Genomic DNA, 25561 nt, shown 5'->3' with positions numbered 1-25561 from the left:
GGCTCAGCTAATCATTTTCTGCTGCATGCGGCCGACCTTCGCCACCGCCGCCGACGCCGCCCCCTTGGCGATCGCCGGGGTGCGTGCGTCGACCACCTGACCGGCGATGCCCGCCAGATACGCCGACATCGACCCGTCCTTCTCCAACCGCACCGTCAGGGTGCCATCCTGGCCGCCGCCGCCCATGCCGTCACGGTCGTTCGCCGGCGTGATCGTCAGCTTTTCGCCGCGCGACACCCGCAACATCGGTTCGCCGTTCATCGACAACAAATTGCGGTCGATCCCCGAATATCCGCCCAGCGTCCCATCGATCCCCGTCGCCGCACCTGGCACGCGTCCGCCACCCCCGAACGACATGCCGAAAATCTTCGTTCCCTTGCCGCCCGTCACGATACCCGCGATCCCGTCGATCGCACCCAGCAGCCCGCCGATGATGTCCAGGAAATTGCCCGATTTGATGCCGTTCACGAACCGGTTGACCTCGCGCAGCGCCCCGTCGGTCATCTGCGCAAAGCTGCCGACAAACCGCACGCGCAGCTCGTCGGCGGCGTCGTCGACACTGCGCAGCGCCTTCGGCAGCCGGTCGGAAATATCGTCTGAAATATCGTCCAGCGACTTGCCGCCATCGACGACGGCAATCTGCGTTTCGCGCAACGCTTCGGTCAGACCCGTATATTCGTTGCGCAGGTCGGCGATCGCGCGGCGATGATCCTCGGCACTGATCCGCCCGGCCTTCAGCCCTTCGTTGAGCAACGCCACCTCGTCCCGATATTCGCGCGCCCGTGCCTCTTCGGGATACAGACGATCCAATATTCGCTGCAGGTCGGCGTCCAGCCGGGCCATCTCGGGCACCAGCGCCTTGACGTTGCTCAGCAGGCGCGGCGAATGCTCGTTCGCCATTTCGGCCAGCGTCGCCCGCGCCTTGTCATTCTCCCGTGCCATTTCGGCGGCCGACGCGGCGATATCGACATAATCGTTCGCCGCCGCCTTGATCCAGTCCGGCCCCGCTGTCCCCGGCATGAACTGCGCAAAGTCTGTGCCACCGAACAGCGAGGATCCGATGGCATTGGCACCACCGCCGCCGCCACGCCCGCCCTTGGGCAACCGGATGCGCCGATCCTTTTTGTAGGGATTACCGAACGCATCGATGTAGCCCGTGCGCCGTGTCGTGCCTCGATCGCCAACCGCATAGGTGTCGCCGATCATCGACGACCCCGTCTGCACGTCGCCCCGGTTCTGACGAATGATGCGCAGATTTTCGGCCTGCGCCGACGGACTGCCGGGACCGCCCTGCCACTTGTTCCACGCATTCATGGCCCGCACCGCCGCTCCGGCCAGCTCCAGCAGCTTGTCGGTCAGATTGGCGATCGCATCGGCATTTTCGGCAACGAACGTGGCGATATTGACCGACAACACCCGGCTGAGCGCCGCCATCTTCTTTTCGGCATCCTCGGCCTTCTTGATGTTGACGTCGCTGATGACCATGCCCAGCTCTTCGGCCGCCGCGCGATAATTGTTCATCCCCGCCTTGCCCTGCTCCAGCAGCGCCTGCATCTTCGGCCCGGCTTCCTCGCCGAACAGCTTCGCCGCGAAGGTTGCCCGTTCGGCGGGCGATTGCAGGCTCATATAGGCATCGGCCAGCTCGGGCAGGATATCGGCCGCGTTGCGCACCTGGCCATTGGCATCGCGGATGCTGACGCCATAATCGCCGAACATCGCCGCGGCCGACTTGCTCCCGTCTGCCGCCTCACCGATTTTCAGCGTCAGCTCCTTCAGTCCGTCGGCAAGCTGATCGTTCGACACCCCGGCCATCAGCGCCGCATAGCGATATTCCTGCAGCGACTTCGTCGTCACGCCCGCTTCGCGCGCCTGGTCCTTGATCGCCGTCGTATATTTGATCGCTTCCTTGGTGACCCGGACCACCGCATCGACGGTGAACGCCGCCCCTAACGCGCCCAGCGCCGTCGTCGCGATCTTGGCTGCCGACGCGATGCCTTTCGACATCTTCGTCACTTCCTTGTCGGTCTGCCGCGCGCTGGCATTCACCTCCGCGCTGTCCATCCCCAACAGGATGCGCAGCCGCGCGACGACATTATCGGCCACGGTCTACTCCCATCGTTGAACCGGCCAATTGGATGCCGGAATGTTGAAAAAGCTCGCGCCGGACATGTATCCGGCCTATTGTTGCCCGCCTATTCGGAGGGGGAAACTATGCGTTTAACTGTTGCAATCGCCGCTCTCGCCCTGACCGGTTGCGCCGCAAGTCCCGCCGGCCTCGGCAAGGACGAAATCGACATGACCTTGGTCAGCCCGAAAAAGCCCGACGTCGTGGCGGGCTGCATTGCCCTGAGCCTCCAAGGCGACAACCCCGCCATTCGCGCTGACGAAAATCACTATGTGGTCGTACGCAAGAACGGGTTCGGCGCACCGGTTATACGCTGGGACATCATCGGCACTGACACCGGCAGCCGCCTGGAACTGAGGTCCAGCCTCCCCGTCGGATCGGGTTCGGATAAGGTCAAGGCCTGCCTCTAATCCTTCTTCCGAAACTTCGCCTTCAACGCCTGCCGCCACAGCCGGAACCGCCGCGCCACCTCATCGGCGCTTTGCTCCTTCGGCAACACGCTTCCGGTGGCCTCGGTCGACCGTCCGGAAAATTCTTCATAGGTACGGATATTCGTCCCCCGCACCCCGCGCGCGATTTGCCACGCCAGATGGTCGCGCCGCTCGGCCGCCGCCACGATCACCAATTCGACCTGGCGCGGCGTCGCGCGCCAGAAATCGCTCAGGCTTTCGCCGGCCTCGATCCACGCCGCCGCGATGGCGCGCCTGGCTTCGCCCGCGTCGACCGGCTTTTCGCCGCGGGCCCCCGCTCCCCCTTCGGCAGCGCCTTGTTCGATGCCTGTCCCAGCGCAGCCTGCACCTTCGCGTCGTTCCACATGACGAACGCCTGCTCCAGCGGCACGTCGTCATGATGGCGCTGCAGGCCCGCATGGACGAACCGCGCCAGCATCGACAGCTTCGGCAACGCCGCCGCGCCCGCCTGCGCCAGCGTCATCTGGATCAGGAATTCGGCAAACGACACGTCGGTCGCGATCTCGAAATGTTCGATCGCGCCGAAATCAAAGATCAGGCGATAGGTCGCGCCGCCGAACGGCACCGCGACCTCGCCGCTGACAGTTTCCACCATCGCGATTACGGGGTGGGCGTGGGCGTCGGGGTCGGCGACTGGTCGACTTCGCCGGTGACCTTCAGCGTCACGCTGAACATCTGCACCCCGTTCACTTCGAACGCGTTCGGACCATAGCTGGTGACAAAGGCCACACCCTCCAGGTCTTCGGTCCCCGATGCGGCCTTGGCGACGCCTTTGAACTCCAGCAGCGCGCCGGTCGTCACCGACAGCATGAAAAGATCATCGTCGGTCGACCCGGCGATATAATGGCCAGTCAGGTTCAGTTCGCCGGGATCATAGGTGCCCTCGGGCGAAAATTCCTGCGCCTGCCCGCCATCATGCGTCGTGACGTTCGTCGCGGCGCGCGTCATCACCGGCAAGGCAATCGACAGCGATTCCGCGACCTTCACCAACGGGTCGCCCACTTCGGCGGCCCACAGCTCGCCCCCAAACGTCTTCTTTGCGCTAGCCGTCATGGCTCAAATCCTTTCATCAGGCAGCTTCTACAGAAAATCGCACCAGCATCCGGCGACGGAACACCCGCGCCCCGTCCGGCATATCCTCGGGCCCCAGCGTGCGTCCGGTGCGCACGAAACCCATTCCGAAAATCGTCCCGCCGACCGTCACGTCGCGCGTCTCGAACATCGTCCGCAGCGTCTCGACCGCGACCTCCACCGGTTCGCCTGTCGCGCCGAACACGTCGACCGTGATATCCTTGTCGTCCAGCCCACTAGGCCCGTCGTGCGAGTAAAGCCGCCCGTCGTCGTCAAGGTTCAACAGAACCGACAGCTTATCACCCCACCCGCGCTGCCGCTCGTACCAGGCGATGCGGTTCGCCGCTCCGGGCAGCGCCGCCCGCGCCCGCGTCAGCAGGTCCGACGTCCACACCATCTCAGCGGCCCGAAAACCGCCGCTTGACGAGTATGACGAGCGAGCTTGCCAGCGAGCGTTTCGCGCGATCGATGGCGGGCTGGCCGCCCTCCGCGTCCCAGCCGCGATCCATCCATCCGACCGCACCACCAAAGCGGGCGAGGAAGTTCAGGAAAGCACCATACACGGCGGGCACCGACCCTTTCTGATAGTCACGCTTGACGTAACCGTACCGGCTCCGCTTGGCCTTACCCTCAGGCACTCGTTTCAGCGGACGATAATCATTCGTATGCCGGACCCAGATCGCCAGACCCGTCCGCGTTTTCACCTTCTTCGGCGCACTGAAATCGCTTTCCATCTCGACCGCCGTGAACAGGCGACCCTCGTCGAACGGCGCCTCCAGCTTCACGGCGTCTCGGATCGGCGCGCCTGCATCCTCCAGCGCGACCATCTTCACGATGTCCAACTCGTCATCGCGCGCCATCGCTTTCAGCCCGCGCAACAGATCGGCGCCGCCCTGCATTTCCATCTTGAACTTCATCTCACGCCCCGACCCGCGTCGCGGTAAATTCGATCTCGTCGGCGCCCCCCCCAATCTCGGCGATCGAGGCGATGCCCCACAGCGACCCGGCATAGGCGACGGCAAAGCCCTGCGTCACCGCGCGCAGCTTCGCCGTCGACCGCACCCGGAACGTCGCCGATTGCGACGGCACCACGCCATCCGCCACTCGCGCCTCGGCGCTCGCCCGCCGGTCGGCCGACGATCCGAAGCGGACATTCGCCCACGCCTGGCAATGCACCGCCTCGGCAAAGCCGTTGCCGACCGTCCCCATGCCATCCTCCGCGCCCGCAGATGCATGGAACGACACCTTGCGGTCATAATCGCCCGCGCCCAGCATCAGACGCGCAACCGCCGGTAGGGGTGGCAGAGCATCTTGAAACCCGCCGTGACTTGGCCCCCCGCCCCGCGCAGCACGATCGTCTCGCGCTGGGCGTACAGCGTCGCCAGGAACATCTTCACCGCCGTGACCAGCGCCGGCGGCACATCGTCCAGCCCGGCGGCAAAGGTCACCACGACACCGCCCGCGACCCCGGCAGGCCAGTTCGCGCCCGGCGGCGCCGCAATGCTGCCCTGATCGACGATCCGCAGCGTATCGACATCGACCGTCTGCTCGGCGCCGGCGAAATCCAGATAGGTCACCGACAGCACCTCACGGACCGGGCGGCACCCCATCGACACCGGCCCGCCGCCGATCGGCAGACCCTCGGCCCGCCACACCATCGCCGCCGCGCCCTCGCGCGGCTGCAACACCAGCCCCGTATAATTCTCGACCATCTGCACCGCCGCATCGCGCAGCGCCGCGATCAGATCGTCCTCGTCATCCTCCAGCACCCGCAAATGCGCCTTCGCCGCCTCGAGCGACACCACCGCGTCGCCATAGTCTTCCGGCATCGCGGAAAGGTCGAGCGTGAAGATCATCGCCGGGCCTCGCTTCGATCAGACAGGAAAACGGGCGCGCGGGGGCAAGGGTTGAAACCGCCGCGCGCCCGCCGCCTCAGGCCGCGTTCGCGACCGGGGCGAGTTGCGGATGGCCGAGCAGGGCGATCGCCGCGATCGGTGTGCCCGACCCGTGCGTGCCGCTGAAGTCGGCGAGCAACTTGAGATAGGCGCGACCGCCGACATAGCCGAAACGATAGGTCGCCGGATCGGCGTGTGCAGCGATCAGAGCCTTGATGATTCCACCAGTCCCGACCGCGTCGACGCCAAGCACATCGTCGATCGTCACGGCTTCATAGGTCGAACCGTCATCGCTGTGCGTCAGCTTGAACTCGATCTTGTTCGTGCCGCTGAACGTGATCCCGCCTGTGCCGATGGCAAGCAGGATTTCGGCGGCGTTGAAACCCTGAAGATGGATCGCCAGCGGCGTGTTGTCGGCGGACAGGGCGGCGGCGCCGATCATCGTCAGCGCCGCCACATTGCTGTGAAGGTCTTTCATCATTCGATCCTTTCGAAAAACGGATAAGCAAAGGGCGGGACCAGCGGCCCCGCCCGGCCCGATCAGCTCGTGGCGATCTTGAGCGCCTTGACGGCCTCATAGTTCGACACGCCGCCGCCAACACGCTTCGTCGTATAGAAATGGACGAAGGGCTTGTTGGTGAAGGGATCGCGCAGCACGCGCGTCCCGACGACGTCGGCGATGGTATAGCCACGCGCGAAATCCCCGAACAGGATGGGGAATTCGCCGGCGGCAACCCCCGGCATATTGTCGTCGGTGATCACCGGCTTGCCCAGGATCGTCGCCGGCCCTTCGGCCGTCGGCGGTTGCCACAGCCAGGTGCCGTCGCCGTCCTTGAACTTCCGGATCGTGCCGACCGTCGCGTCGCCCATCAGGAACGATGCACCGTTCCGGTAACCGGCCTTCAGCGCATAGAACAGATCGACCAGCGCATCGGCGGGGGATGCCGAGGTCGTCGGGGCGAGGAAGCCGTCTGCCTTGCCCGACGCGATATAGCCGATCTTGCCCCAGGCGTAGCTCGCATTCGCGACCATATCATAGGAGAGCAGTCCGCGCGGCTTCTTGTTGCCGTCACCATTGATGTAGGCCGCACCCTCGGCCTCGGCGAACGCAATCGCGATCTCGCCCGCCAGCCAGCTTTCGACTTTGAACATCGCATCATCGAGCGTTCGCTGGCTCGCCGCCGGATTGGCATAAAGCTCGCCGAACACCAGATCGAGCTGCGCCATGCGCGGCGTGCCGGTTTCGGGACGCGCGTCCTTTTCGGCGACCCAGCCCGCGTCCGCGCCGCCCTGGCCGACCAGCATCTTGAAGCTGTCACTGCCGACCGAAACGACCCGCGCGACCGATCGCACTGCCGAATTGACGCCCAGCACGCGCGTGACGGTGCTGTCGACATTCTCGGGCACGAAATAGCCGCCGTCGGGATCGCTGTCGGTCGTCAACGCCGCCCTCACTGCCAGTTCGGGCAACTCGTCCTCGCGCTTGCCGCGGCGGGCATAGGCGTCGAACGCCTTCGCATATTCGCGCACCGCGGCGGTCGGCGCATCGCCCGCACCGCCGCCGATCTTCATCGCATCGACCGCGGCCTTGGCATCTTCAACCGCCGTCGTCAGGTCAGTGATCGACGTCTCGATGCGGCCGATCTTCTCGGCGCGCACAACATCCTCCTGACCCTTTTTCAGATCGGAGATCGCCGCCGTCTGTTCGGCCTTGAACGCTTCGAACGACGTCTTCACCTGCGCGATCAGCGCGGCGACGTCGTCTTGTGCCCGCACGCGGGCGATCCCGCGAGCGCGGGTGGGATTGAAATTCTTCATTGTCGCTACTCCGTTTGCGGGCTCACTTGCCCGACATCGTCGAAATCAGGCTTTTCAGCCCGTCGCTGACGCTTGCATCCCGCAGGGCGCCGGTTCGGGGACTTGCATCGCGCGGGGTCCCCAGCGCCTCGACCAGATGGCGCCGGTCGCTGCGCGAAATTCCATTCTTTGCCAGCGCCGCCTCTATCTGGCGGCGTGCGATCAGGGCGCTGTCGGGCTTCGCATCCGCACGCGCCTGCGTCTTAGGTTCGTCGGCCATCGTTTCGTCGGCGAAGCCCGCCTCGATCGCCTTCGTTGGCGACAGGAATGTTTCGGCGTCCATCATCGCCGCGATCGCGGCGATGTCGATTTTCGCGCGCCCCTCATAGATTTCGGCGAGCGCTCCGTCGAAGGTCGCGAACAGCTCGGCCGCGTCGCGCAGATCCTTTTGGTTGCCGATCACCAGCCCCCAGCAATTATGTATCATCAGGAACGACCCCAGCGCCATCCGCACCGTGTCGCCCGCCATCGCGATGAACGACGCCGCCGACGCCGCCAGCGCAAGCACGTTCACCGTGACCTCGCCCGAATATTGCGCGAGCTGGTTATAGATCGCGATCCCTTCGAACATATCGCCGCCCGGCGAATTGATGTTGACCGTCACCGCGCGCCCGTTTGCGCGCTTCAGCGCCGCCGCCATATCCTGCGCCGTGAAACCGCCGCCGGTCCACCAATCCTCGCCGATCAGTTCGAGGATGTTGATCACCGTGTCGTCGTCGCCCGCGACCGCAACGGGGCGCTCGGCCCACTTCGACAGCGCATCGCTCGGCGGGTCCCACTGAAACCCCTTGGGGCGCGCGGGCGCCTTCGCCTGCGGCGGCTTACGCAGAGACATCTTTCTTCCCTTCGCTGTCCGCCGTCATGTTCGGCGGCGGATAATAGATATCGCCATCGGGACGCGGGTTTTCGTCTTCCATTTCCAGCACCTTGTTCGGGCTGTAGACACCCCACTGCAGGCCCTTCTGATAGGCTTCCCATCGTTTGTTGATGTCACTCCGCACGATGGCATTGCGATTAAACCGGACGTAAATGCCGACATCGTCGCGGCGGCGGTCGGGATCGAGGCAATCGCCGTTGACCCCTTCTTCCCACATCACCAGATGCGGCTCGAGCGTGAACGCCCGATAACCTTGCGTTTGCTCGACAATGCCTGTGCCCCAGCTCGTCGACTTTTCGGTGTCACCGATCATGTGCGGCGGCATCCCGAAAAACATCGCGATGTCGCTGCGGCTGAACTTTCGCCCGTCGATCCACTGCGCATCCTCGGACGACAGGGCCATCTGCTTGAACTCTAGGCCATCCTCCAGAATGATGACCCGGCCCTCGCGTGCGCCGCCCTGACGGTATTCGTCCATGTTGGCGCGCAACCGCTCGACTTGCTCTTCGGTAAGCGACGAACCTTTGGGCATCTGCAGTGCCCCCGAGACACTGGCCCCGTTTTTGAACATCGCGCGGCCGTGACCAGCCATGGCGCGCGCTTCTTCGATCGTCTCGCGCGCGTATGTGATCGTCGAGACGCCTTTGACGCCGTCGAGGGTAAGCCCGAACAGGTGCATGACCTCGCTCTGCGCGAAGGTGACCTGCCCGCCATTCTTGCGGGTCCAGATATACTCGACCGTCAAATCTTCGCGTTGTTTGACCTGCACCCGGTCAGGGTGAAGCGGCGTCAGCGCGATGACCCGACCGCCGACGCCGCGCGTAATCGCCGCATAGGCATTGCCGCGGAGCAGGACATGCGCCTGCATCATGGATTTGAACTGCGCCGGCTTCTGCCACCGATTGGGGCGGCGGTTGATCACCGCGTTCAGTCCGTGGTCGCCCGCATCCGCGCGGGTCCTCTCGTCGATCCGTCGCTTGACCTGAAACGGCAAGGTGCTGACCGATCCGCAAATAATCCGGACGCACGCGAAAATCGCGGCGACCTTCATCGCATCGTTGACCGACCCGCCGCCATCCTGCGATCGCACCCAGGCGTCCAGATCGGCGGCGGTCGAAATGATCACGCCGCCGTCCGACGACGCGCGCGGGCGCACCGGTTGCGGCGCATCGGAGGCCATCACCGCCGATACGAAATCCCGAAACCAGCCCACGTCGATCCCTTCAAACCACCAAAAGCCCGCGCTTCCGGTACGGCGAAATATCCAACCCGCCCGCCACCGGGCCCGTTTCCATGACCTTCACCGCGTTCAGCACGGCGATCAGCGGGTCGATCTTGCCCGCCCCCGACAATTCCTTGCTGACGAATCGGTTCGACCCGCGCAGCTGGACCAGCGCGTTCGATACGCACCAGTTCATCATTTCCGACCCGTCATGGCGCAGCAAGTCGTTGTTCAGCTTGAACTCAACCGTGTGGATCGCGCTCGACAGCGCGACCCCCTGCTTGATCCCGAACATATGCCCGGCGCGCTTTGCCGATTCGTCGCCGGGGTCGAACCCGGCCTCGACCAGCGCATCGACAATCGGCCCCATGCTCCACGGGTCGATTGCAATCCCACCTTCCTTTGGCATCAGGCCAGTCGCCCGAACCTTGGCCGCGACCGTCGCCATCTGGTCGAGCAAGACGATCCCGCTATCGCAGATCGTCAAATCCCCATCGGCCTCGAACCCGTGCAGTAGCGACACAATGGACTGACGGCGCGTCAACGCGATGCGCTGAACCCATGCATGCGCCCACGCCAGCCAAATTCCCGTGTCGCGCTCGCGACCGACAACTGCCAGGCCGAACAGGTCATCACTGCCGCCACCGTCAATCCCGACGATCGCGACCTCGCACCGGGCCAGTAGCGCGTCGAGGTCAAGGCCGTCGTCTGCCGCATCCTCCCACACCGTCGCCGCCGACCAGCGGTCGCGCCGCAGCCGCAAGCCGATCTCGACGTTCAGATGCTTCGCAAGGAAGACCTGTATCGTCTCGTCGCCGTCACCCGATTGCGCTTTCCCCAGCTCGCGCTTAAGGAACGCCATCGTCACCGACCGCCCCAGGCTGGGGTTGGTCACATAGAAGAAGTCCGGGTCCAAATAGGACTCGTCCTCCAGCATATCCTCCGGCCACTCGTACAAGATCGGCAGAAACGCCGGATCGTCGATATTGCCGTCGCGAACGTCGCGGGCATAGGCCAGCTTTTCCTTGAACACGCCTGCCGGCGGCTCGTCGCTGTGCGTCGTGATGAACACGACGAAACCTTCGGGCTTGGTGGCAAGGCCGCCCGTGGCCTCGGCCAGCATTGCCGCCGCCTTGCTGTTCTTGCCGAACAGCCACAATTCCTCAACCAGCACGAAACCGGCCTTCTTGCCGCCGACGACGCCGCTGTCCGCCGCCACGATTTTCAGCTCGGCGCCGGTGACGCGATGCTTGATCGTCCGTGTATTCTCGACGACGTGCATCAGCGCGTCCAGTTCCGGATCCGCGCGGACCATGCCCGCCGCCGGATTGAAACTGTTCCCCGCGACCTCGATCGTCGGCGCGAGGATCAGCAGTTCGTTATGGTGGCGCCAGTTGATGATCAGCGCGGTGACCATGATGCCCGCCGCGATCAGCGATTTGCCGTTCTTCTTGCTGATCAACAGCAAGACTTCCTTGATCAACCGTTCGCCGGTTTCGCCATCTTCGGCTCCGAACAGCGCCGCGACCAGGTCGAAAACGAACTCGTCGCAAATCTCACCCAGCGTCGGGTAAGTACCGTCTCCTTTCTGCGGCAGGTCGGTGACCTGCAGACTCTTGAATACGCCCAGCGCGTGCGCCGCGACCTCGGGGAACAGCGCCCCGACCGGCACCAGCGAATCGCGCGCGACGATCCGGTCGGCCCAGTCCGGGCACGCCGTCGTCCATCGCGGCACCGCCATATGACATCAGTGCGCCAGCGACGACGGCGGCTTGCGGGGCTCGAACAGCCCCTTGACGCCCTGCGCGGCCTCTTTCCGCTGCTCCTTCAACCCCTTGGCTTTCGTGAGCTGTTCGCTCTTGCCGCGATCCTTGACCCGCTCGCCCAGCGCGCGCAACTCGCCCCGCTCGATCTCCTTGCCCAGCTCCTTGATCGCCGCGACGTTGCCCTTCGCGCCTTCGGCCGCAAGCAGCGACAGGCGCTCACCCTGCAGCACCAGCTTGGCGCGGTCGAACGACTGCACGGCCGAAAAATAATGCTTCCGCAACGTCGGCGGACTGACGCCAATCGCCGCCGCGCATTCTTCTTCACTGCGACCAGTCGCGGCCAACAGCAAAATTCTGTTGTGATTTTCGATAGTTGGAACGTGCTGCGGACGCCCGCGCCCGCGCGGCTTCGCGAACAAGACAGGGTTCCCGAACAGATCGACCCCGTCCTCGCTCAATTCGCCCTCCAAAAATCACCAATCCGAAAAAAAATCTGTCGATGCGAGGCATGGGGTTTCCGGGGCCTAGAGGCTTCCGAACTTTCGACCCCGCCCCTCTCACCGCCCCGCCGCTGCGCGTCAGGCCAGCCCGGCGCGCTTCGCCCGTGCTGCCGCGGTCTTGCGGTTGTGGCAGGACTGACAAAGCAGCTCGACGTTCGCAGCGTCGAGCGGCGCCCCGCCATCCTTCACCTCGACGATGTGATCGCCCGCCACCCGATGGCTCGACCCGCAGCGCTCGCAGTATGGGCCGCGCGCCGCCTTGATCGCCCTGACCAGCGCCCTCCATTCGGGCGAGGTGTACAGCGTATCGGCGCGCTTCGCTGGCACTGCGACGCGCGGCGGCAGCGTCGCCACCCTCGATCCCAATGCCGTCAGCTTTCCCATGATGTCCCTCACGCTCCCCGATAAACAGACGGGCGCGGAAGCATTGCTGCCACCGCGCCCGCCAGTCAGGGAGAGGATGCATCGCCGATCGAAGAGCGCCCCGTCGCCCGGGCGCACCGTCACCACGATGCCTGACCGATGTAGCATTTGATGCCCATATCCGCTCGTAAGATATTTGCAGGGGCTAAACATCTTTAGGCCTTGACGATGTTTAAGGCTGGATATCATTGGCTTAGTCATTTCGTCGTACATCGACGCATGCAGCGGCAAGACGCGTCAGCGCCCCTTCGCTACCTCGGCGGCCAACCAGTCCATTGCTCTGTCATAGCGATGACGCAGCGCACCCTTGCCGCGATCCAGCCCGACCGCCTTCATCACCCGGCCCCAGTCCACCTGCGACCGCCCCGTCGCATATTGCCGCATCACCGCGGCGACCACCGCGCCATCGGACACCGCACCCGCCCGCTCGCTCCCGCGCCGGTGCCGCCGCGCCAGCAGCGTCAGCCATCCGCCAAGTCGTTCGATCAACGCCATGTCCACGACGCCCAGCGTCTCGCGCGGTGCCGGCGCGTCGTCCATGTCACCGCCACGCGCATCATAGTCGCCCGCGCGCAGGTCGCGCGTCATCAGATGCCAGGGCCCGTCGCTGGCGAACGGCGACGATCCCGTACGATCGGTCAACAACCACGACAGCCGCACCGCCTCGGCCATCGCCGCCTCCAACGCCTCGCGCCCGCGCGGCACGTCGAGCGCGACCGGCGCCGCATCGATCCGCACCGCCAGCGCCGCCATGCCCGAACGCCTGATACTCACCATTTCCATACTCCCATTTGCGGCGGAACCCCGCCTCCTTCCGTCACAACCACGATGGAAGGACGGTGAGCCGTCGCTGACGGCATTAATTTCCCCATGAAATTCAAACCCCTGATCACCCTGATTGGATGAAATGGAAGGAGTGGAAGGACATATAGACCTGTTCGCGCATGCCCGCGCGCCCGCGCCCGCATATGGGGACCGGGGCGAAACCTCCCTCCACTCCCTCCAAACCCGCAGAAATGCTGGCGCCGCGCCTCCTTCCACTGGCCGAACGGGCTCCTTCCGTGGAAGGACTTCTCCTTCCATTCGACCCCGCTGAAACGGGGGTGCAGGGGGATCAGGCGCGCGCTCATCCGAATGGATCATAAGCGTCATCATCGTCCAACGGCGGCGGCGCATAGGTCGCGGGCGCCGCGTCGTCACCGCCCGCTACGCTGCCGAACCGACCGTCCTTGACGTCCTCTTCGGTGACCGTCGTGATCAGGTCGAGCCACCAGACGCCGTTCGACGTCTTGCGCTCATAGCCGCGATCCTCCATCGCCTTGGCGAAGCCCTGCGGCTGCCACTCGCCGGCGCCGGTCACCGCCGCCCATGCCTTGAACAGGTCGAACAGCGCGCCGGATCGGACCTTCTCGCCCGCCTTGTCGGCTGTGCAATCGTGGAGGAAGCGGCCGAGCTGGTCGCTCTGGTCGCGATACTTGGCCGTCGCCGCGCGGATATTGTCGCTCTCGGCCAGCCCGTTCATCTTCAGGTCGAGCAGCCCGTCGAGCATCCGGTTCAATATGCCCGATGCCTCGCGCTTCAGCTTGGCGGGCAACTCGGTGTCGATCTCCTTGTCGGGGATGCGCACCGTCCACGGCACCAGGCGCACGCGCCCCCAGATACCGTCGTCATGGCCGGTGATTTTCGGCCGATAATTGCCCTGCGCCGTCAGCTTGAACGACGGCAGGAAATCGAAAAAGCCCTTGTTCAGGTGCCGCGCCGACATCGGTTCGCCGCCAGTCACTTCCTTGATCAGCGCCTCGGCAAGCTTCGCGCCCTTTTCGGGCTCGCTTGTGCGCAGAAATCGGATGCCGGGCAGGCGGGCAAGGTCGGGCGTCGCATCGGCCCCCTTGCGCTTGGCTGCCTGCTCGAGGAAGGTGTCGAACTTGATCACCTGCGCATATTCGCCGAGCAGCGAGGCGACGGCTTCGACCCAGGTTGATTTGCCGTTGCGCCCCTTGCCCCAGAAAAACGCCATCTTGTGATACGACACGTCGCCGGTCGCCGACAGGCCTGCCCATTGGTGCAGAAAACGCCTGTCGTCGGGATCGGGCATCACCCGTTCAAAGAACCCGTCATAATCGGCGCAGGTCGCGTCGGGGTCGTAAACGACGTTCGCGACCTTGGTGATCAGGTCGTCGGGATTATGGTCGTGCAACCGGACACACAGCATATTGCCGTTGTTTTCCAGCCGCAGCGTGCCGTTGAGCACGTTGATCGCCATCCGGTCGACGTCCAGATCGGCGGCGCGGACCAGCGTCGTCGCGAAATTGCGGGCCAGCGAGGGGATAGCGCCCAGCCGCGCCTGGCTCTCGCTCGCCTTGGCATGGTCGCGCAGCGTGTCGCTGAACAGGATCGCGATATTCGACTTGTAACGGACGACGAAGTCCATCCGGCTTTCCTCGCGCGCCAGCTCGGGCTCGACCTCGTCGATGCGCCCCGATTCCGCGACCGCCGCCGCCTCGTTGCCGATCGCGCGCACGGTGACATAGATCGCCTGCATGACCTCGCCGGGCAGTTCGTCTTTTTCCTGCGTCAACAGCGCCCAGCGCCGGCCGTCCCACTTCAGCCAGCCGATATCGGGGCAAAATCGGAACAGGTGGCCGAACCGGGCGCGAAACCGCTCGGCATTGCCAAGATCGGTCTGCGGGAACGTCGCGCACAGTCGATCGCGCTCGGGATCGGGCAGCACGCGTATGCGCGCCGACGCACCCCCCGCACCCCCGGGGAATGACGCAGCCGCCCCTTCCATGGCGGAAGGAGGCAAAGCCTGCCCCACATCGGGGGGCGGGGGGTCATTTGCTGCGGACGCCACGGGCTATTCGCTCTGCATTTCCGCGAGATATGCACGGCTCAATCCGTACCCCGAACCATAGGGCTCGCCGTCATCAGTCCACAAACCAGTGTAGCAATCCGCGAAGCCGTCGGCCTTTAACGTCCTGCACGCATCTATGACCTCATCGCGGGGTAAGCCTGTTCGCTCGGCTAGGTGACGAAAACTCAGGCATTTACAGTCGGCGGGATCGCCAATCTCGCCAAGGATCAGCGCTTCCGCCCGCGAAAATTCCCTCTTCGGAAGCCCCATCACCCTCTCCCCTCGATCATATCCATCATCGCCTCGATCCGCCTTGTCGGCGGCGGTAGCGCCGGCGCGCGCTTCCCCTCGACCGCCGCGGCGCCCGTGGCGAACGGCGGTGGCAGAAATTCTTCGTTGAGCGGCCCTTTCAGGCCGATGGCGCGGCGATAGGCCACCTCGCGCGCCTCCTTCAGGACGCGGGTGTCCGGCTTGTCGCGGTCCTGGATCACTGCCTTCGCCATCTTGCGCAGCATCGGCGGGTCGAACCCCATTTCCTTGGCCATGCTTAGGCGAAACTTCTGGTCGGCCTGAATGTCGGCGATGTCGTCGTACGTGCCGACCAGCCACATCACCATCGCCTGCACCCGGGCATCGTCCCCATCGGCGAGCATGCCGCCATAGATAGTCGCGTCGATCCCGTCGCGATGCGGGCAATATCCGGCTTTCAGACACCCGGACTGGGGATCGGTCGCCAGCCCGCATTCGTCGCAAGCCCAGTCGTCGTCGACGGGATCGGCCGACAGGCGCACCGTCACCGGTATATCGGCGATCAGCTCGGCCGCGACCTCCCACCGCCGCCGCCAGTGCATCACCGTCAGCGCTCGCGTATCGTCGTCGACGATCGTCGCCGCCCAGTCCTGCAGCCGCTTCCACGCCGCCGACCAAGCCTCGGGGCTATCGCTGTCGACTTGTTCGAGCGCATGGTTCAGCAGGCATTCCTGCGCCGACATGGGTCGGTTGAACATCAGCCACGCCGCCAGCGTCTGCGCCGGATCCTCGCCGGCGGCGATGCTGGCGCGCACCAGGTCATCGGGGTCCAGGCCGGGCGGCAGCGCCCCGATCGTCAACGACCGCCCCGGGCCGATCATCGGCAACGCCGTTTCCGCCGCGCGCACCGCCGCCTTCATCCCCGCCGCGTCGCCGTCGAACAGCAGCAGCGGGCAATGATCGACCCGCCACGCGCGTTCCAGCTGCCGCTCGGTCAATGCCGTCCCCATCGGCGCCACCGCGGCCGCGCCCAGCCGGTGCAGCGCGACCACGTCGAAATATCCCTCGACGATGATCAACCGCCGCGCACCGCTAAAACCACCCCCCGATTGGCCCGAGCGCAGTCGAGGGCGCGCCCGGTGCAGGTTGAACAGCAACCCGCCCTTGTCGAAGATCGCGCTGTCGGGTGAATTGATATATTTGGCGGCGCCTTCCTTCGCGCCCGGCAACGTCCGCCCGCCGAACCCGACGATGCGCCCGCGCGCATCGTGGATCGGGATCATGATGCGCGACCGGAACCGCGGGTAATAGAATGTGCCGCCGTCGCGCCCCTCGCTCGCCCCGACCAGCCCGACGGCGATCAGGTCGGCCCGGATGAACCCGCGATCGCGCAGCGCGCCATTTTCGGGCGCAAAGCCCAGCCCGAACTCGACCTCGGTCGTCAGGTCGATGCCGCGATCGACCATCCACGCGCGCCCCGGGCCATCATCGCGCAACAGATCGCGAAAAATGCGCTCCGCTTCCTCCAGAGTAGGCCGCTGCCCCTCGATCCGCTCGGCATGCCGCCGCGCCTCGGCCGATGGCGCCGGAACCGCCATCCCAGCCTCTGCCGCCAGCGCCTCGACCGCCTCGACAAAGCCAAGTCCGCGATGGTCGGTCATCCACCGGATGGCATCGCCATGCCACGCACAACCGAAACAATGGGCAAAGCCCTTGTCGTCGTTGACCGTAAAGCTCGGCGTCTTCTCGCCGTGGAACGGGCAGCACGCCTTATATTCGCGCCCCGCCCGGTCCAGCTTGATATCGGCGCCGATCAGCGTCGACAGCGTCACCCGCGCACGCAATTCGTCCAGCCAGGCGGGTGTGAAGCGCATCCGTCAGCTCAGGCCGCCGGCGCGAGGAAAAGGTGCGGTCGCGCCTTGGCGCGCTGGATCGCGACAAGGATCGGATCGGTCCCACTCAACATGTCCGACAGCTGCCGTACCCGCCGTGCCGCATCGTCGATGTCACCCCGAAAGACTGCGCCGAAAATCGGCTCCAGATCGTCCGCAAGATCACGTCGGACAACCGCGTTGACCTCATCCTCGCTCGGCCGCGCATCGACAGCATCCCAAGCCTCGTCGCGCTCCGCTTCCATGCGGTTATAAATCCCTTCGATCGCATCAATTTCGACGCCGATCTGTCGCCGGTTTTCCGCGCTGAGTTCGTCAGCCCAATCTACGGCGTCGCGCAAATCCTCGATCGTCGATTCGAACTTGCTCATTGTCTCTCTCCCGTCAAAGTGCCATCGGCATCAGGACACCGACGAAACCGGCGCCGGCCTGCGGTTCGATCCGCACCGGATCCCGCTCGCCGCCAAAATCGAACGCCACGCTGTCGGCGCTGGCGGCGTTCGCAATGCTGCGCAAATAGGTGGCGTTCACCCGGATGCGGAACGGCTCGCCGCTCCAGCTCGCGGGCACATCTTCCTCTGCCGCCCCATATTCGGGCGATGAACAACTCACCGTCACGCCCTCCGCGCCCAGTTCGACCAGCACCGACCGCGTTTTTTCGCCCGACATCTGCGATACGCGCGCAATCGCCCGCGACAGGCCGCCGCTGTCGATCACCAGTCGCCGCTCGGGTTTCGCCGGCGGGATCACCCGCCGCCAATCGGGGAATGCTCCCTCGATCAGCTTGCCGGTGATCGTCCAAGCATCCCATTCGAACCGGATGCGCTGGCCCTTCTCGTCCAGCGTGATGTCAACATCGCCGTCTCCGTCCTTCAGCAACCGGGCCAACAGCCCGGTCAGCTTCGACGGCACGATGCAATTCGGCCATTCGCCGGGTGCTTCGCCCAGGTCGATTTCGGCCGCCATATGGCCATTGGTCGCCACCGCCAGCAGTCGGCCGTCGGCTACCGCCAGCAATGTCCCGCACAAATAATATCGCGTCTGTTCGCTGCTTTCGGCATCTGCCGTGCGCGCCAGCACCGCCGCCAGCAATTTCGCGGGCAGGGTAAAGGACATCTGCCCGCCGTTGAACGCGATCATCGGAAAATCCTCGACCGGCAGCATCGGCATCTTGCACCGCATCCGCGGCGCGTTCAGCTCCACGTCGCGCCCGCCGGCGTCCATCTTCAGGCTGACCTGACAGCCCTCGTCCGCCGAACCGATCAGCGCGGCGAACCGCTTCGCGGCGATCGTCGTCGCGAACGGCGCCCCCGCGCACCGCCCGGGCACCGTCACCCGCACCAATATGTCCAGGTCGGTCGCCGACATCGCAATCTCGTCGGCCGTGCCTTCGATCACCATATTGGCCAGCACCGGTATCGTTTCTTTCGTCTGCACGATGCTCGCCACCGTCGCCGCCCGCAGCAATTCCGCGCGATCGGCGACCAACATCGCCGCGCCGTTTGGCGCTTCTTTCGCTTTCACCATCGTCATTCTCCCTTTTCGGATGCCTCGGCGGGCGGCCCGACCACCGCGCGCAATTTTTCCATCGCCCGCGCCGCGCGCGGCACATCGCGGTGCGGGCCGTCGGCAGTCAGTTCGACAATCAAATTCGCCAGCTGCCGCGCCTCGATCGCCGCAAAGCGCAGGTCACCGGCCGATGGCAGCACGGGGCCAAGATCGGACAAGGCGCTCATGCGACTTCGAAAGGAATTTCGAAGCTGGTTCGATCGAAGCGGTGACCGTCAACGGCCGCCTGAACATTCTTCACCGCCTGCCGGAAATAGCTTTCCTTGAGTTCGGCGCCGATGCCGCGGCGGCCGAGCAGGATCGGGCTATACACCTCGCTGCCAACGCCCATGAACGGGGTAAAAACCGTCTCGCCGGGATTGCTACGAAGCACGACGCAGCGATCAATAACGTCGAGTTGCAGCGGGTGGACGTGCTTTTCATCGTCCTCTTCGCGGCACGACTGGAACGGCAGCACGCGCTGAAACCGGATATCGTCCCACATGCAGTCGGCATATTGACGCCATATCCAATGAGAGTAGCGGTTCTCAGTCTGCTTGCCCGTCCAGCCGCGATAGCCGAGCACGTCGGACGGGATCGCCCGTTCGCCTGAATATTCGAGCAAGCCGACAGGATGCTTGACCGGGATCGGATTTTCACCGTCGCGGCGAAAAAGGAGCAGATAGTCGCCCGATGCAATGCCGCAGTCGAGGCTGTCGGCGACGAGCGAGGCGTGCGCGAGGTTCTTCTGCATCGTGCGCAGCCGGACCTCCAACGGCTCCTTCCATATCATATGGCGCCCGGCGTATCGCCAGCCTTCGCGCTGATGCAGGCGAATAATGTCGCCGGGGAAGTCGTGGTAGCAGTCGGTGCCGCTATTCGATTTCGGCACGTCCATTGCGTGAACACAGGTCATACGACCCGGCATCGTAACGCGTGCCATCTCGCGTACGACGAAGGCATAGTGCTCGAAGAACTGGTCGTAATCGTCGCAATTCGAAAGGTCGCGCTCGTCGCTCGAATAATGGTAGAGCCCGCCGAACGGCGGCGAATAGACCGACAGGTGAACCGAAGCGTCCGGCATCGACTGCATCACTTCGACGCAATCACCGTTATACAGGGCGAAGCTCTCGCCAATTTCCTGATGCTTCACAGCCATGCCGGGAGCTCCATTTTGTGCGGGAAGAATTTGCCGCGCTCGATCGCGAGCGCGTCGTTCATTTCGGCGACGAGGTTTGCGAACATCTCGTCGGCCTGCGCGGCTTTGCGCTGAAGATTGGCGAGCACGCCGAGTTCGCCTTCGGAGGCGATAACATCGACTTCGACCTCGCGCTTTTGCCCGAAACGCCAGCAACGGCGGATCGATTGGTAATATTGCTCGAAGCTGTGTGACGGGAAATATACGACCCGGCTGCAGTGCTGGTAGTTCAGCCCCCACGCACCGATCTTCGGCTTCGTGATGATGACCCGATACTTGCCCTTAGCAAAGCCGAGCAGCCTGTCCTCTTTCCGTTCGTCGCTATCGCCGCCCGACACCTGAACCGCGTCGGGGATCATGCTTTCCAGCAGGTCGCCTTCGTCATTCAGGTGGCACCATAGCATGACGGGCTCAGTCGTCTGGTTCGCAATATAGGCCGCTTGCTCACACCGTTCCGCGATCGTGCGGCGGCGCTCTTCGCGCTGTTCGGCGAGGCCCTGCGCCGGGAGCGCGAACAATGCGCCATCGGCGAGCGTGCGCGCCTCAACGATATGCTCGCGCTCGATCAGCGGCGGTAGTTCGAAGCGCTCATTAGAAAAGCCAAGGTCGGACGGCTTCCGGCAGGCCCGAGCCCACGAGCAGACCCAGCGCCAGAATGGCCGTTCGGCATGACCCTTGAGCCGCCATTTAATGACCTCGCCGCGCATCCGGCCCGAGGCGCTGTTGTTCAGGTCGTTTTTGAAGAAGCGGTTGAGCATGTCCATATAGCCGAGATGGCCGAGGGCTTCGGAGGACGTGCCGAGTTCGATGAAGTCGTTCGGCGCCGCAGTCGCGGTCGCCAGCAGACGATACGGCCGCTTGCGCAGGAAGGCCGTTATCTCGGTTTTGCGAGCGCCGGCGAAATTCTTGAGGATCGAGCTTTCATCGCAGACGACGCCCGCAAAGTCGGATGGGTTGAAATGGTGCAGCCGTTCGTAGTTGGTGATCGTGATGCGGTGCGCGGTGCCGTCGATGGATCGCGTCGCACCGATGCCGAACTTCTCCGCTTCCTCGACCATTTGCTGCGCGACGGCGAGACAGGTCAGGATGAGGACGTTGCCGCCCGTCTCGCGCGCGACATTCTCGGCCCACGCGAGCTCCATGAGCGTCTTACCAAGACCACAGTCCGCGAAAATGGCGGAACGTCCCTGCTGGACGGCGTGCTCAATGAGCGCTCGCTGAAAATCGAACGCGTCACCGGGCATATACCGCGGCGCGAAACCGAACTTGCCGTCGAGCTGACGCTTGCCATCGAGAAAATTTCCGTAGTCCGGGGTAATGCCCATCAGCCTGCACCCCCGACGGCGATGGCAATCCCCGCTTCTGCCGCAATCGCACGCCGCGCCGCCGCCGTCGTCAACCCATCCCAGCCATGGCGGCAATCGGCGTGCGCCGGCGGCATGTTGCAAAAGGGGCACCGGGTCCGCACCACGCGCCGCGCCTCGATCGCTGCTTCATCCGCCGCGCGATCCTCGATCACCGCCGCGCGCGGCCATGCGCCGTCGTCGACCGCCGCCAGCGCCGCGACCACCGCCGCATCGCGCATCCGATGTTCGATCATGCTGCCGCCCGCCCGCGACCAGCTCGTCGCCGCCAGGTCACGGCCATCTTCGCCGACGACGATCAGCCGCCGTGACCGGTGCCGTTCCTCGCGCCGCAGCCGCCCGGCGCGGATCGCCCGCGCCAGCGCAAAATCCATCTGGCCCGCCGTGATCCCCAGCAGCCCCGCCAATATCTGGTTCGACGGGCACGCCTGCCCGTCCAGCACCGTCAGCGCCGCCAACAACGGCGCATGCCAGCGGTCGGCATAGGCGCGGGACGCCGTCACCGGCTCCACCCCGATTGCTTCACCGTCACGCCATGGGTGTCGAGTATCCGGTACCGCCGCCGCTCGCCGCCCGCGAATACCTTCGTCTCCACCCCGATCTTGCCGGCGACCTTCAACCGGTCGACATAATATTTGGCGTTCGCCGGCGCCTTCATCCCCGCGCCCTTTGCCAGCGTCGCCAGCGACGGCGCGGGCAGGCCCATGTTCGCCGCCCGCTTGATCGCGCGGAAAATATGATCGCTGACCGGCGTGCCGTCGGCCGCCAGCGGCTCGGCGCTGCGCCCGCCCTTCGCCCCGCGCGCGCCCGGCGCCGCGGGCATCGCGCACAGCTGGCGCACCGCGATCCACCGCCATTCGCCTGCCCCGACGGGCTCGCTGACGACATCGACGAACCCCGCCGCTTTCCACTGATGCACCAGCACCCACGCCAGCGCCGTCTTCGGCGCCACCCGCCCCTCGGCCACCAGGATGCGCGCTTCGCCGTCGGGATCGCCCAGCCACGCCTCCAGCGCCCCCGGCTCGGCCACCCGCGCCATCGGCGGCAGGACAAAGGATTCGGCGGCGTTCACAGCCGCTTCCAATCGGCGACCGGGTCGGTCCGCTCGATCGTCACAGCGCCATCGACGCGCACCTGCCCGTCGCTGTCGTCCCGCAACACGACAAAGCCCAGCGTCCGATCATAGGCGATGCACCGCGTCACCGGATCGCCATCGACCCGAATAGTAAAGCCCGGCCCCAAATGCCCGGCGGGCCAGCCATAGCTGCGCTGCGACGACAAGCGGTCGGGCAACCCGTCTGCGCCCAATACATGCTGCTGTTCGATCGGCAGCACCTGCCCGCATTCGCCGCACGCCTCGCGCTGCGCAAATGTGGCGCGGCCCGGCTTGGGATGGGAAATTTTCAGCGCCCGCAAACAGTCGCTGACCGCCGCCAGTTCGAGCGGGGACAAATCGCCGGTCCCACCCGTTGCGAAACGCGCGATCCGCACCGCATGAAGGACACCCGTCCACGCCGCCCGCTCGCTCAATTGCAACAGCTCAGCATCCGCCGCGATCGCGTTCGCCAAAGGCCCCCCGCATCCGCTCACGACCCGCGCGCCTTCCGCATCGGCGCCATATGGCGCAGGTGGCGTTCCCAACTGCCGGGATCGCTTTCGTCGTCGATGCACTTGGTCATCGGCGCATCGTCAGCGGCGATGGGATCAGGCAGGCCCGCTTCGCGGCGCCACATGTCCGCCAGCTCGTCGGCTGTAAAGGCGATGCCCGTTATATGGGCCGCATCACAGCCTTCATTCGCACACACCCCGCTCGCCTCGCGGATGGCAGACATGCGCGTTTCTCGATGCTGCACTCGACTACGCAGCGCGGCCCGCCGGATCGTGAACGACAGGTTGATCGAGGCCGCGGCGTCCGCCACCCGCTCATACTCGGGCACGCTGGCTGCCATCTCGGCCGCGCGGAGCGGAACCTCCAGCGCCCTCGACAGCGTGTCGACCACCGCCTGCGCCATCGCCGCCGACACCGTCGCGCGCAGCGAACCCGCGATGAGCAGCAATTCGCCGCCGTTCTGGTTCGACCAATGTGCCGTAAACTGCGGCAAGGCCTGCGGATCGAAACCGTTCGCGACAACCATCACTCACCCTCCTCGATTGCAGCCAGTTCCAGGTCGATTTCGACCGCGATCGCGATCAGGTCGGCGACATCGCGCCGCCGCTTCGTCGCCTCGGCCTTGCTGATTTTATGATCGGACAGGTCGCGCAGCAGGCCGGTGAGCAGGTCGCCATGCTCCTGCGTCAGCGTCACCGCCTTGGCGTGCCAGTCGCCGCATTCGGCGCGCACGTCGGGCAGGGTGATCAGCACCCGCCCCAGGTCGCGCGCCATCGCGGCCGCAATCGCGGGCGCCTTGCCCTCGGCGATCGCCGCCTTGTCCAGCGCCACCGCCGCATCGATCGTCGGCAGGTCGGGATCGTTGACGTTCAGCCAGCGCCCCGCGGTCGACCGGCCACGGCTCGTCGTCGCCGCCGCGCCATCGACCCCGCCCGCCTGCTCGACCGCCGTCGCGGCGGCAAACTTCATCCGCCCGTGCATCGGGGTCCCGCGCGTCATACCCGCACCGCCTGACGGGACACGTCGTCATTCTGTCCCGTGGACGCTGACACAGCGACCGCGATAGTGCCGAAATTGTTCAGCAGATCGGCGGCGCCCTGCGGCACCTGCCCGGTCGGCCAATTCGCGCCGTCGCGAAAGAAACGGAGAAAATCTTGCAACCGCCCCGTCGTCACGCCGCCGCCGCCGCGCAGCCGTTCGAACAGTTTGCCGTCATTGGCCAGCCGCGCGCCCAGCGTTGTCTCTTTCAGGTCGCTTTCGGTGCACCAGATTTCGCCGATGCCGATCAGATATTCTTCCAGCCGCACTAACGCGTCTCCCGAAATGGTCGACACGCTGATAATGGGCAATTGCCCACATCGTCAAGGGGCAAATGCCCAAATTGCTGACGCGGGCAGCATATGGGAATATGCCCACATGCCTAACGCACGCATTTCAGACGAAAAAGAGGCGCGGCGCCAGTTGCTGATCGCGCGTATCGATGAGCGCCGCGAACTGCTCGGCGCCACCGACAACGAGATTTCTGTGGCTGGCGGCAATCGCTACATCATGCGCGACTTGCGCGGGCGCGGGTCGATCCCGTCGACGGACAAACTCGGCAAGATGGCCGAGCTATTGGGCGTGAGCATCGACTGGCTGATGGGTCGCACCGATGATCCATCGCCGGCCCCCTCGATCCTGTCGGCCCGCGATGCGGCCCCCGCCAATGTCGGCGACGTCGGCCGCATGTTCCGGCATTTCCCGCAGGATTTGCCGATCTACGGCACGGCGTTCGGGCACAATATGTCGTTCGACGAGAACGGCGCCGCCGATATCGAGGTGACTTTGTTCGAACCGACCGACCGCATCGGCTTCGCGCTGCGCCCGCCCGCGCTCTTCGGTGATCAGTCGGCCTATGCGTTTCGCATCCAGGGCGATTCGATGTGGCCCGCGCACAAGCCGGGAAATCTGCGTTTTGCCCAGCCCAGCAAGCCGCCGCAGATAGAGGACGACGTGATTGTGCAGCTCCGCGCCCCGATCGACGACGGCGATCATGGGGAGGAAGTGGTGGCGGTGCTCATCAAGACGCTGGTCCGCCGCACGGCCGACTTTGTCGTTCTGCGCCAGCATAATCCGCCGCGCGAATTCCGGGTGCCGCGCCACATGATCAAGGCGATTCACTTGGTCGAGGATCCCGGCGACCTGCTCGATCGCTGATACGCCCCAGCGCCCACTCAGTCGGGCAGCGCCGGCGGCGGGCATTCCCCAGCTTCCAGCACGCAATTGGCAAAATGATCGGGTGGCCTAATCGTAACGGCCATCACGACATGCGTGATACCTTCATTTTCCTCGATCCGAACGACGGTGCATAGCGCCCCGTCGCCATCCTCCAAAATCGGGCGCCTCAACCAGCTATCCCGGGGCAAATAGCCGACCTTTGCGCCGTTCCGCCTGATCACTTCGATCGCGTCCGGGTCGTGCGGATTGTCGGGCTCGAAGCGAAGCCATAAGCGCTCGCCGATCACGCATTGCTCCGCGCCGTCATAATGCTGCTCAGCAACGATCGCCGCGCGATAGATTTTTGGAAAAGCCATAGCAATTCACCCCCGCGCACATTGCCAGCGCCGCCTTGCTATGACAACGCTATGGGCAATTGCCCATA

General features: G+C 65.0%; 32 protein-coding genes. 2 read left to right on the top strand and 30 right to left on the bottom strand.

The window, feature by feature from the left end; genetic code table 11:
- Positions 1-3: 3 nt before the first annotated feature.
- Positions 4-2103, bottom strand: a complete 2100-nt coding sequence (locus tag FHR22_RS12935; protein WP_166943315.1) for a phage tail tape measure protein — start codon at positions 2101-2103, stop codon at positions 4-6.
- Positions 2104-2211: 108 nt separating this feature from the next.
- Between FHR22_RS12935 and FHR22_RS12930 the strand changes: the two genes are divergently transcribed.
- Positions 2212-2535: a hypothetical protein gene (locus FHR22_RS12930; protein ID WP_166943312.1), complete on the top strand. Its 324-nt coding sequence runs from the start codon at positions 2212-2214 to the stop codon at positions 2533-2535.
- On the opposite strand, the gene FHR22_RS12925 is transcribed toward FHR22_RS12930, so the two are convergent.
- From FHR22_RS12925 to FHR22_RS12790, 28 genes are all read right to left on the bottom strand, one after another.
- Positions 2532-2747, bottom strand: a complete 216-nt coding sequence (locus FHR22_RS12925) for a hypothetical protein (protein ID WP_166943309.1) — start codon at positions 2745-2747, stop codon at positions 2532-2534. The two genes, FHR22_RS12930 and FHR22_RS12925, sit on opposite strands and share 4 nt — an antisense overlap.
- 38 nt (positions 2748-2785) lie before the next feature.
- Positions 2786-3190, bottom strand: coding sequence for a hypothetical protein (locus FHR22_RS12920; RefSeq protein WP_166943305.1), 405 nt, complete (start codon positions 3188-3190; stop codon positions 2786-2788).
- A 5-nt stretch (positions 3191-3195) separates the two neighbouring features.
- Positions 3196-3648 (bottom strand): hypothetical protein, encoded by a 453-nt coding sequence (locus FHR22_RS12915; protein ID WP_166943302.1) that lies wholly within the window; start codon positions 3646-3648, stop codon positions 3196-3198.
- 16 nt (positions 3649-3664) lie between these two features.
- Positions 3665-4063, bottom strand: coding sequence for a hypothetical protein (locus FHR22_RS12910; protein WP_166943299.1), 399 nt, complete (start codon positions 4061-4063; stop codon positions 3665-3667).
- A gap of 1 nt (position 4064) precedes the next feature.
- Positions 4065-4571 carry a hypothetical protein gene (locus FHR22_RS12905; protein ID WP_166943296.1) on the bottom strand — a complete coding sequence of 169 codons (507 nt, stop codon included), beginning with the start codon at positions 4569-4571 and terminating at the stop codon, positions 4065-4067.
- 13 nt (positions 4572-4584) lie between these two features.
- Positions 4585-4941, bottom strand: coding sequence for a phage head completion protein (locus tag FHR22_RS12900; protein ID WP_166943293.1), 357 nt, complete (start codon positions 4939-4941; stop codon positions 4585-4587).
- Positions 4941-5522, bottom strand: coding sequence for a head-tail connector protein (locus tag FHR22_RS12895; RefSeq protein ID WP_166943290.1), 582 nt, complete (start codon positions 5520-5522; stop codon positions 4941-4943). Before FHR22_RS12895 ends, FHR22_RS12900 begins: the two co-directional genes overlap by 1 nt.
- Positions 5523-5598: 76 nt before the next feature.
- Complete coding sequence (locus FHR22_RS12890) at positions 5599-6039, bottom strand: hypothetical protein (RefSeq protein ID WP_166943927.1); 441 nt, start codon at positions 6037-6039, stop codon at positions 5599-5601.
- 62 nt (positions 6040-6101) lie between these two features.
- A complete protein-coding gene (locus FHR22_RS12885) occupies positions 6102-7337 on the bottom strand; it encodes a phage major capsid protein (protein ID WP_208417686.1) in 1236 nt (411 codons plus the stop codon).
- Between the two features lie 64 nt (positions 7338-7401).
- On the bottom strand, positions 7402-8253 hold the full coding sequence (locus tag FHR22_RS12880; protein WP_166943284.1) for a head maturation protease, ClpP-related: 852 nt from the start codon (positions 8251-8253) through the stop codon (positions 7402-7404).
- Positions 8240-9346: a phage portal protein gene (locus FHR22_RS12875; RefSeq protein WP_208417685.1), complete on the bottom strand. Its 1107-nt coding sequence runs from the start codon at positions 9344-9346 to the stop codon at positions 8240-8242. The genes FHR22_RS12880 and FHR22_RS12875 overlap by 14 nt, the downstream gene beginning before the upstream one ends.
- 172 nt (positions 9347-9518) lie before the next feature.
- Complete coding sequence (locus FHR22_RS12870) at positions 9519-11258, bottom strand: terminase large subunit (RefSeq protein ID WP_166943281.1); 1740 nt, start codon at positions 11256-11258, stop codon at positions 9519-9521.
- Positions 11259-11264: 6 nt separating this feature from the next.
- A complete protein-coding gene (locus FHR22_RS12865; RefSeq protein ID WP_166943278.1) occupies positions 11265-11741 on the bottom strand; it encodes a hypothetical protein in 477 nt (158 codons plus the stop codon).
- 120 nt (positions 11742-11861) lie between these two features.
- The gene (locus tag FHR22_RS12860; protein ID WP_166943275.1) at positions 11862-12167 is read right to left on the bottom strand and encodes an HNH endonuclease; all 306 of its coding nucleotides are present in this window, start codon (positions 12165-12167) and stop codon (positions 11862-11864) included.
- A gap of 276 nt (positions 12168-12443) precedes the next feature.
- Positions 12444-12983 (bottom strand): hypothetical protein, encoded by a 540-nt coding sequence (locus FHR22_RS12855; protein WP_166943272.1) that lies wholly within the window; start codon positions 12981-12983, stop codon positions 12444-12446.
- 349 nt (positions 12984-13332) lie between these two features.
- Positions 13333-14937, bottom strand: coding sequence for a DNA primase family protein (locus FHR22_RS12850; protein WP_341786618.1), 1605 nt, complete (start codon positions 14935-14937; stop codon positions 13333-13335).
- A gap of 392 nt (positions 14938-15329) precedes the next feature.
- Entirely contained in the window at positions 15330-17183 is a 1854-nt protein-coding gene (gene dnaG / locus FHR22_RS12845; RefSeq protein WP_166943269.1) for a DNA primase, read from the bottom strand.
- An 8-nt stretch (positions 17184-17191) separates the two neighbouring features.
- Positions 17192-17572, bottom strand: coding sequence for a hypothetical protein (locus tag FHR22_RS12840; protein ID WP_166943266.1), 381 nt, complete (start codon positions 17570-17572; stop codon positions 17192-17194).
- A 13-nt stretch (positions 17573-17585) separates the two neighbouring features.
- Positions 17586-18728, bottom strand: coding sequence for a DNA polymerase III subunit beta (gene dnaN, locus FHR22_RS12835; protein ID WP_166943263.1), 1143 nt, complete (start codon positions 18726-18728; stop codon positions 17586-17588).
- Positions 18729-18730: 2 nt separating this feature from the next.
- Entirely contained in the window at positions 18731-18937 is a 207-nt protein-coding gene (locus FHR22_RS12830) for a hypothetical protein (RefSeq protein ID WP_166943258.1), read from the bottom strand.
- Positions 18934-19908 carry a DNA-methyltransferase gene (locus tag FHR22_RS12825; RefSeq protein WP_166943255.1) on the bottom strand — a complete coding sequence of 325 codons (975 nt, stop codon included), beginning with the start codon at positions 19906-19908 and terminating at the stop codon, positions 18934-18936. The genes FHR22_RS12830 and FHR22_RS12825 overlap by 4 nt, the downstream gene beginning before the upstream one ends.
- Positions 19899-21089 carry a helicase-related protein gene (locus FHR22_RS12820; RefSeq protein ID WP_166943252.1) on the bottom strand — a complete coding sequence of 397 codons (1191 nt, stop codon included), beginning with the start codon at positions 21087-21089 and terminating at the stop codon, positions 19899-19901. Before FHR22_RS12820 ends, FHR22_RS12825 begins: the two co-directional genes overlap by 10 nt.
- 182 nt (positions 21090-21271) lie before the next feature.
- Entirely contained in the window at positions 21272-21814 is a 543-nt protein-coding gene (locus tag FHR22_RS12815; protein ID WP_166943249.1) for a hypothetical protein, read from the bottom strand.
- A complete protein-coding gene (locus FHR22_RS12810; RefSeq protein ID WP_166943246.1) occupies positions 21811-22383 on the bottom strand; it encodes a hypothetical protein in 573 nt (190 codons plus the stop codon). The genes FHR22_RS12815 and FHR22_RS12810 overlap by 4 nt, the downstream gene beginning before the upstream one ends.
- On the bottom strand, positions 22380-22901 hold the full coding sequence (locus tag FHR22_RS12805) for a hypothetical protein (protein ID WP_166943244.1): 522 nt from the start codon (positions 22899-22901) through the stop codon (positions 22380-22382). Before FHR22_RS12805 ends, FHR22_RS12810 begins: the two co-directional genes overlap by 4 nt.
- Positions 22898-23446 carry a hypothetical protein gene (locus tag FHR22_RS12800; RefSeq protein ID WP_208417684.1) on the bottom strand — a complete coding sequence of 183 codons (549 nt, stop codon included), beginning with the start codon at positions 23444-23446 and terminating at the stop codon, positions 22898-22900. Before FHR22_RS12800 ends, FHR22_RS12805 begins: the two co-directional genes overlap by 4 nt.
- A complete protein-coding gene (locus tag FHR22_RS12795; RefSeq protein ID WP_166943238.1) occupies positions 23446-23919 on the bottom strand; it encodes a phage regulatory CII family protein in 474 nt (157 codons plus the stop codon). The genes FHR22_RS12800 and FHR22_RS12795 overlap by 1 nt, the downstream gene beginning before the upstream one ends.
- Positions 23916-24227, bottom strand: coding sequence for a hypothetical protein (locus tag FHR22_RS12790; RefSeq protein WP_166943235.1), 312 nt, complete (start codon positions 24225-24227; stop codon positions 23916-23918). Before FHR22_RS12790 ends, FHR22_RS12795 begins: the two co-directional genes overlap by 4 nt.
- Before the next feature lie 109 nt (positions 24228-24336).
- On the opposite strand from FHR22_RS12790, the gene FHR22_RS12785 reads away from it, so the two are divergent.
- The gene (locus FHR22_RS12785; RefSeq protein ID WP_166943231.1) at positions 24337-25116 is read left to right on the top strand and encodes an XRE family transcriptional regulator; all 780 of its coding nucleotides are present in this window, start codon (positions 24337-24339) and stop codon (positions 25114-25116) included.
- Between the two features lie 17 nt (positions 25117-25133).
- On the opposite strand, the gene FHR22_RS12780 is transcribed toward FHR22_RS12785, so the two are convergent.
- Entirely contained in the window at positions 25134-25493 is a 360-nt protein-coding gene (locus tag FHR22_RS12780) for an HIRAN domain-containing protein (protein ID WP_166943228.1), read from the bottom strand.
- Between the last annotated feature and the right edge of the window lie 68 nt (positions 25494-25561).

The organism is Sphingopyxis panaciterrae, assembly GCF_011762125.1.
GTDB classification, from domain to species: Bacteria; Pseudomonadota; Alphaproteobacteria; order Sphingomonadales; family Sphingomonadaceae; genus Sphingopyxis; species Sphingopyxis panaciterrae.
The sequence above is the reverse complement of the archived record's forward strand: the minus strand, read 5'-3'. Positions and strand labels throughout refer to the sequence as shown.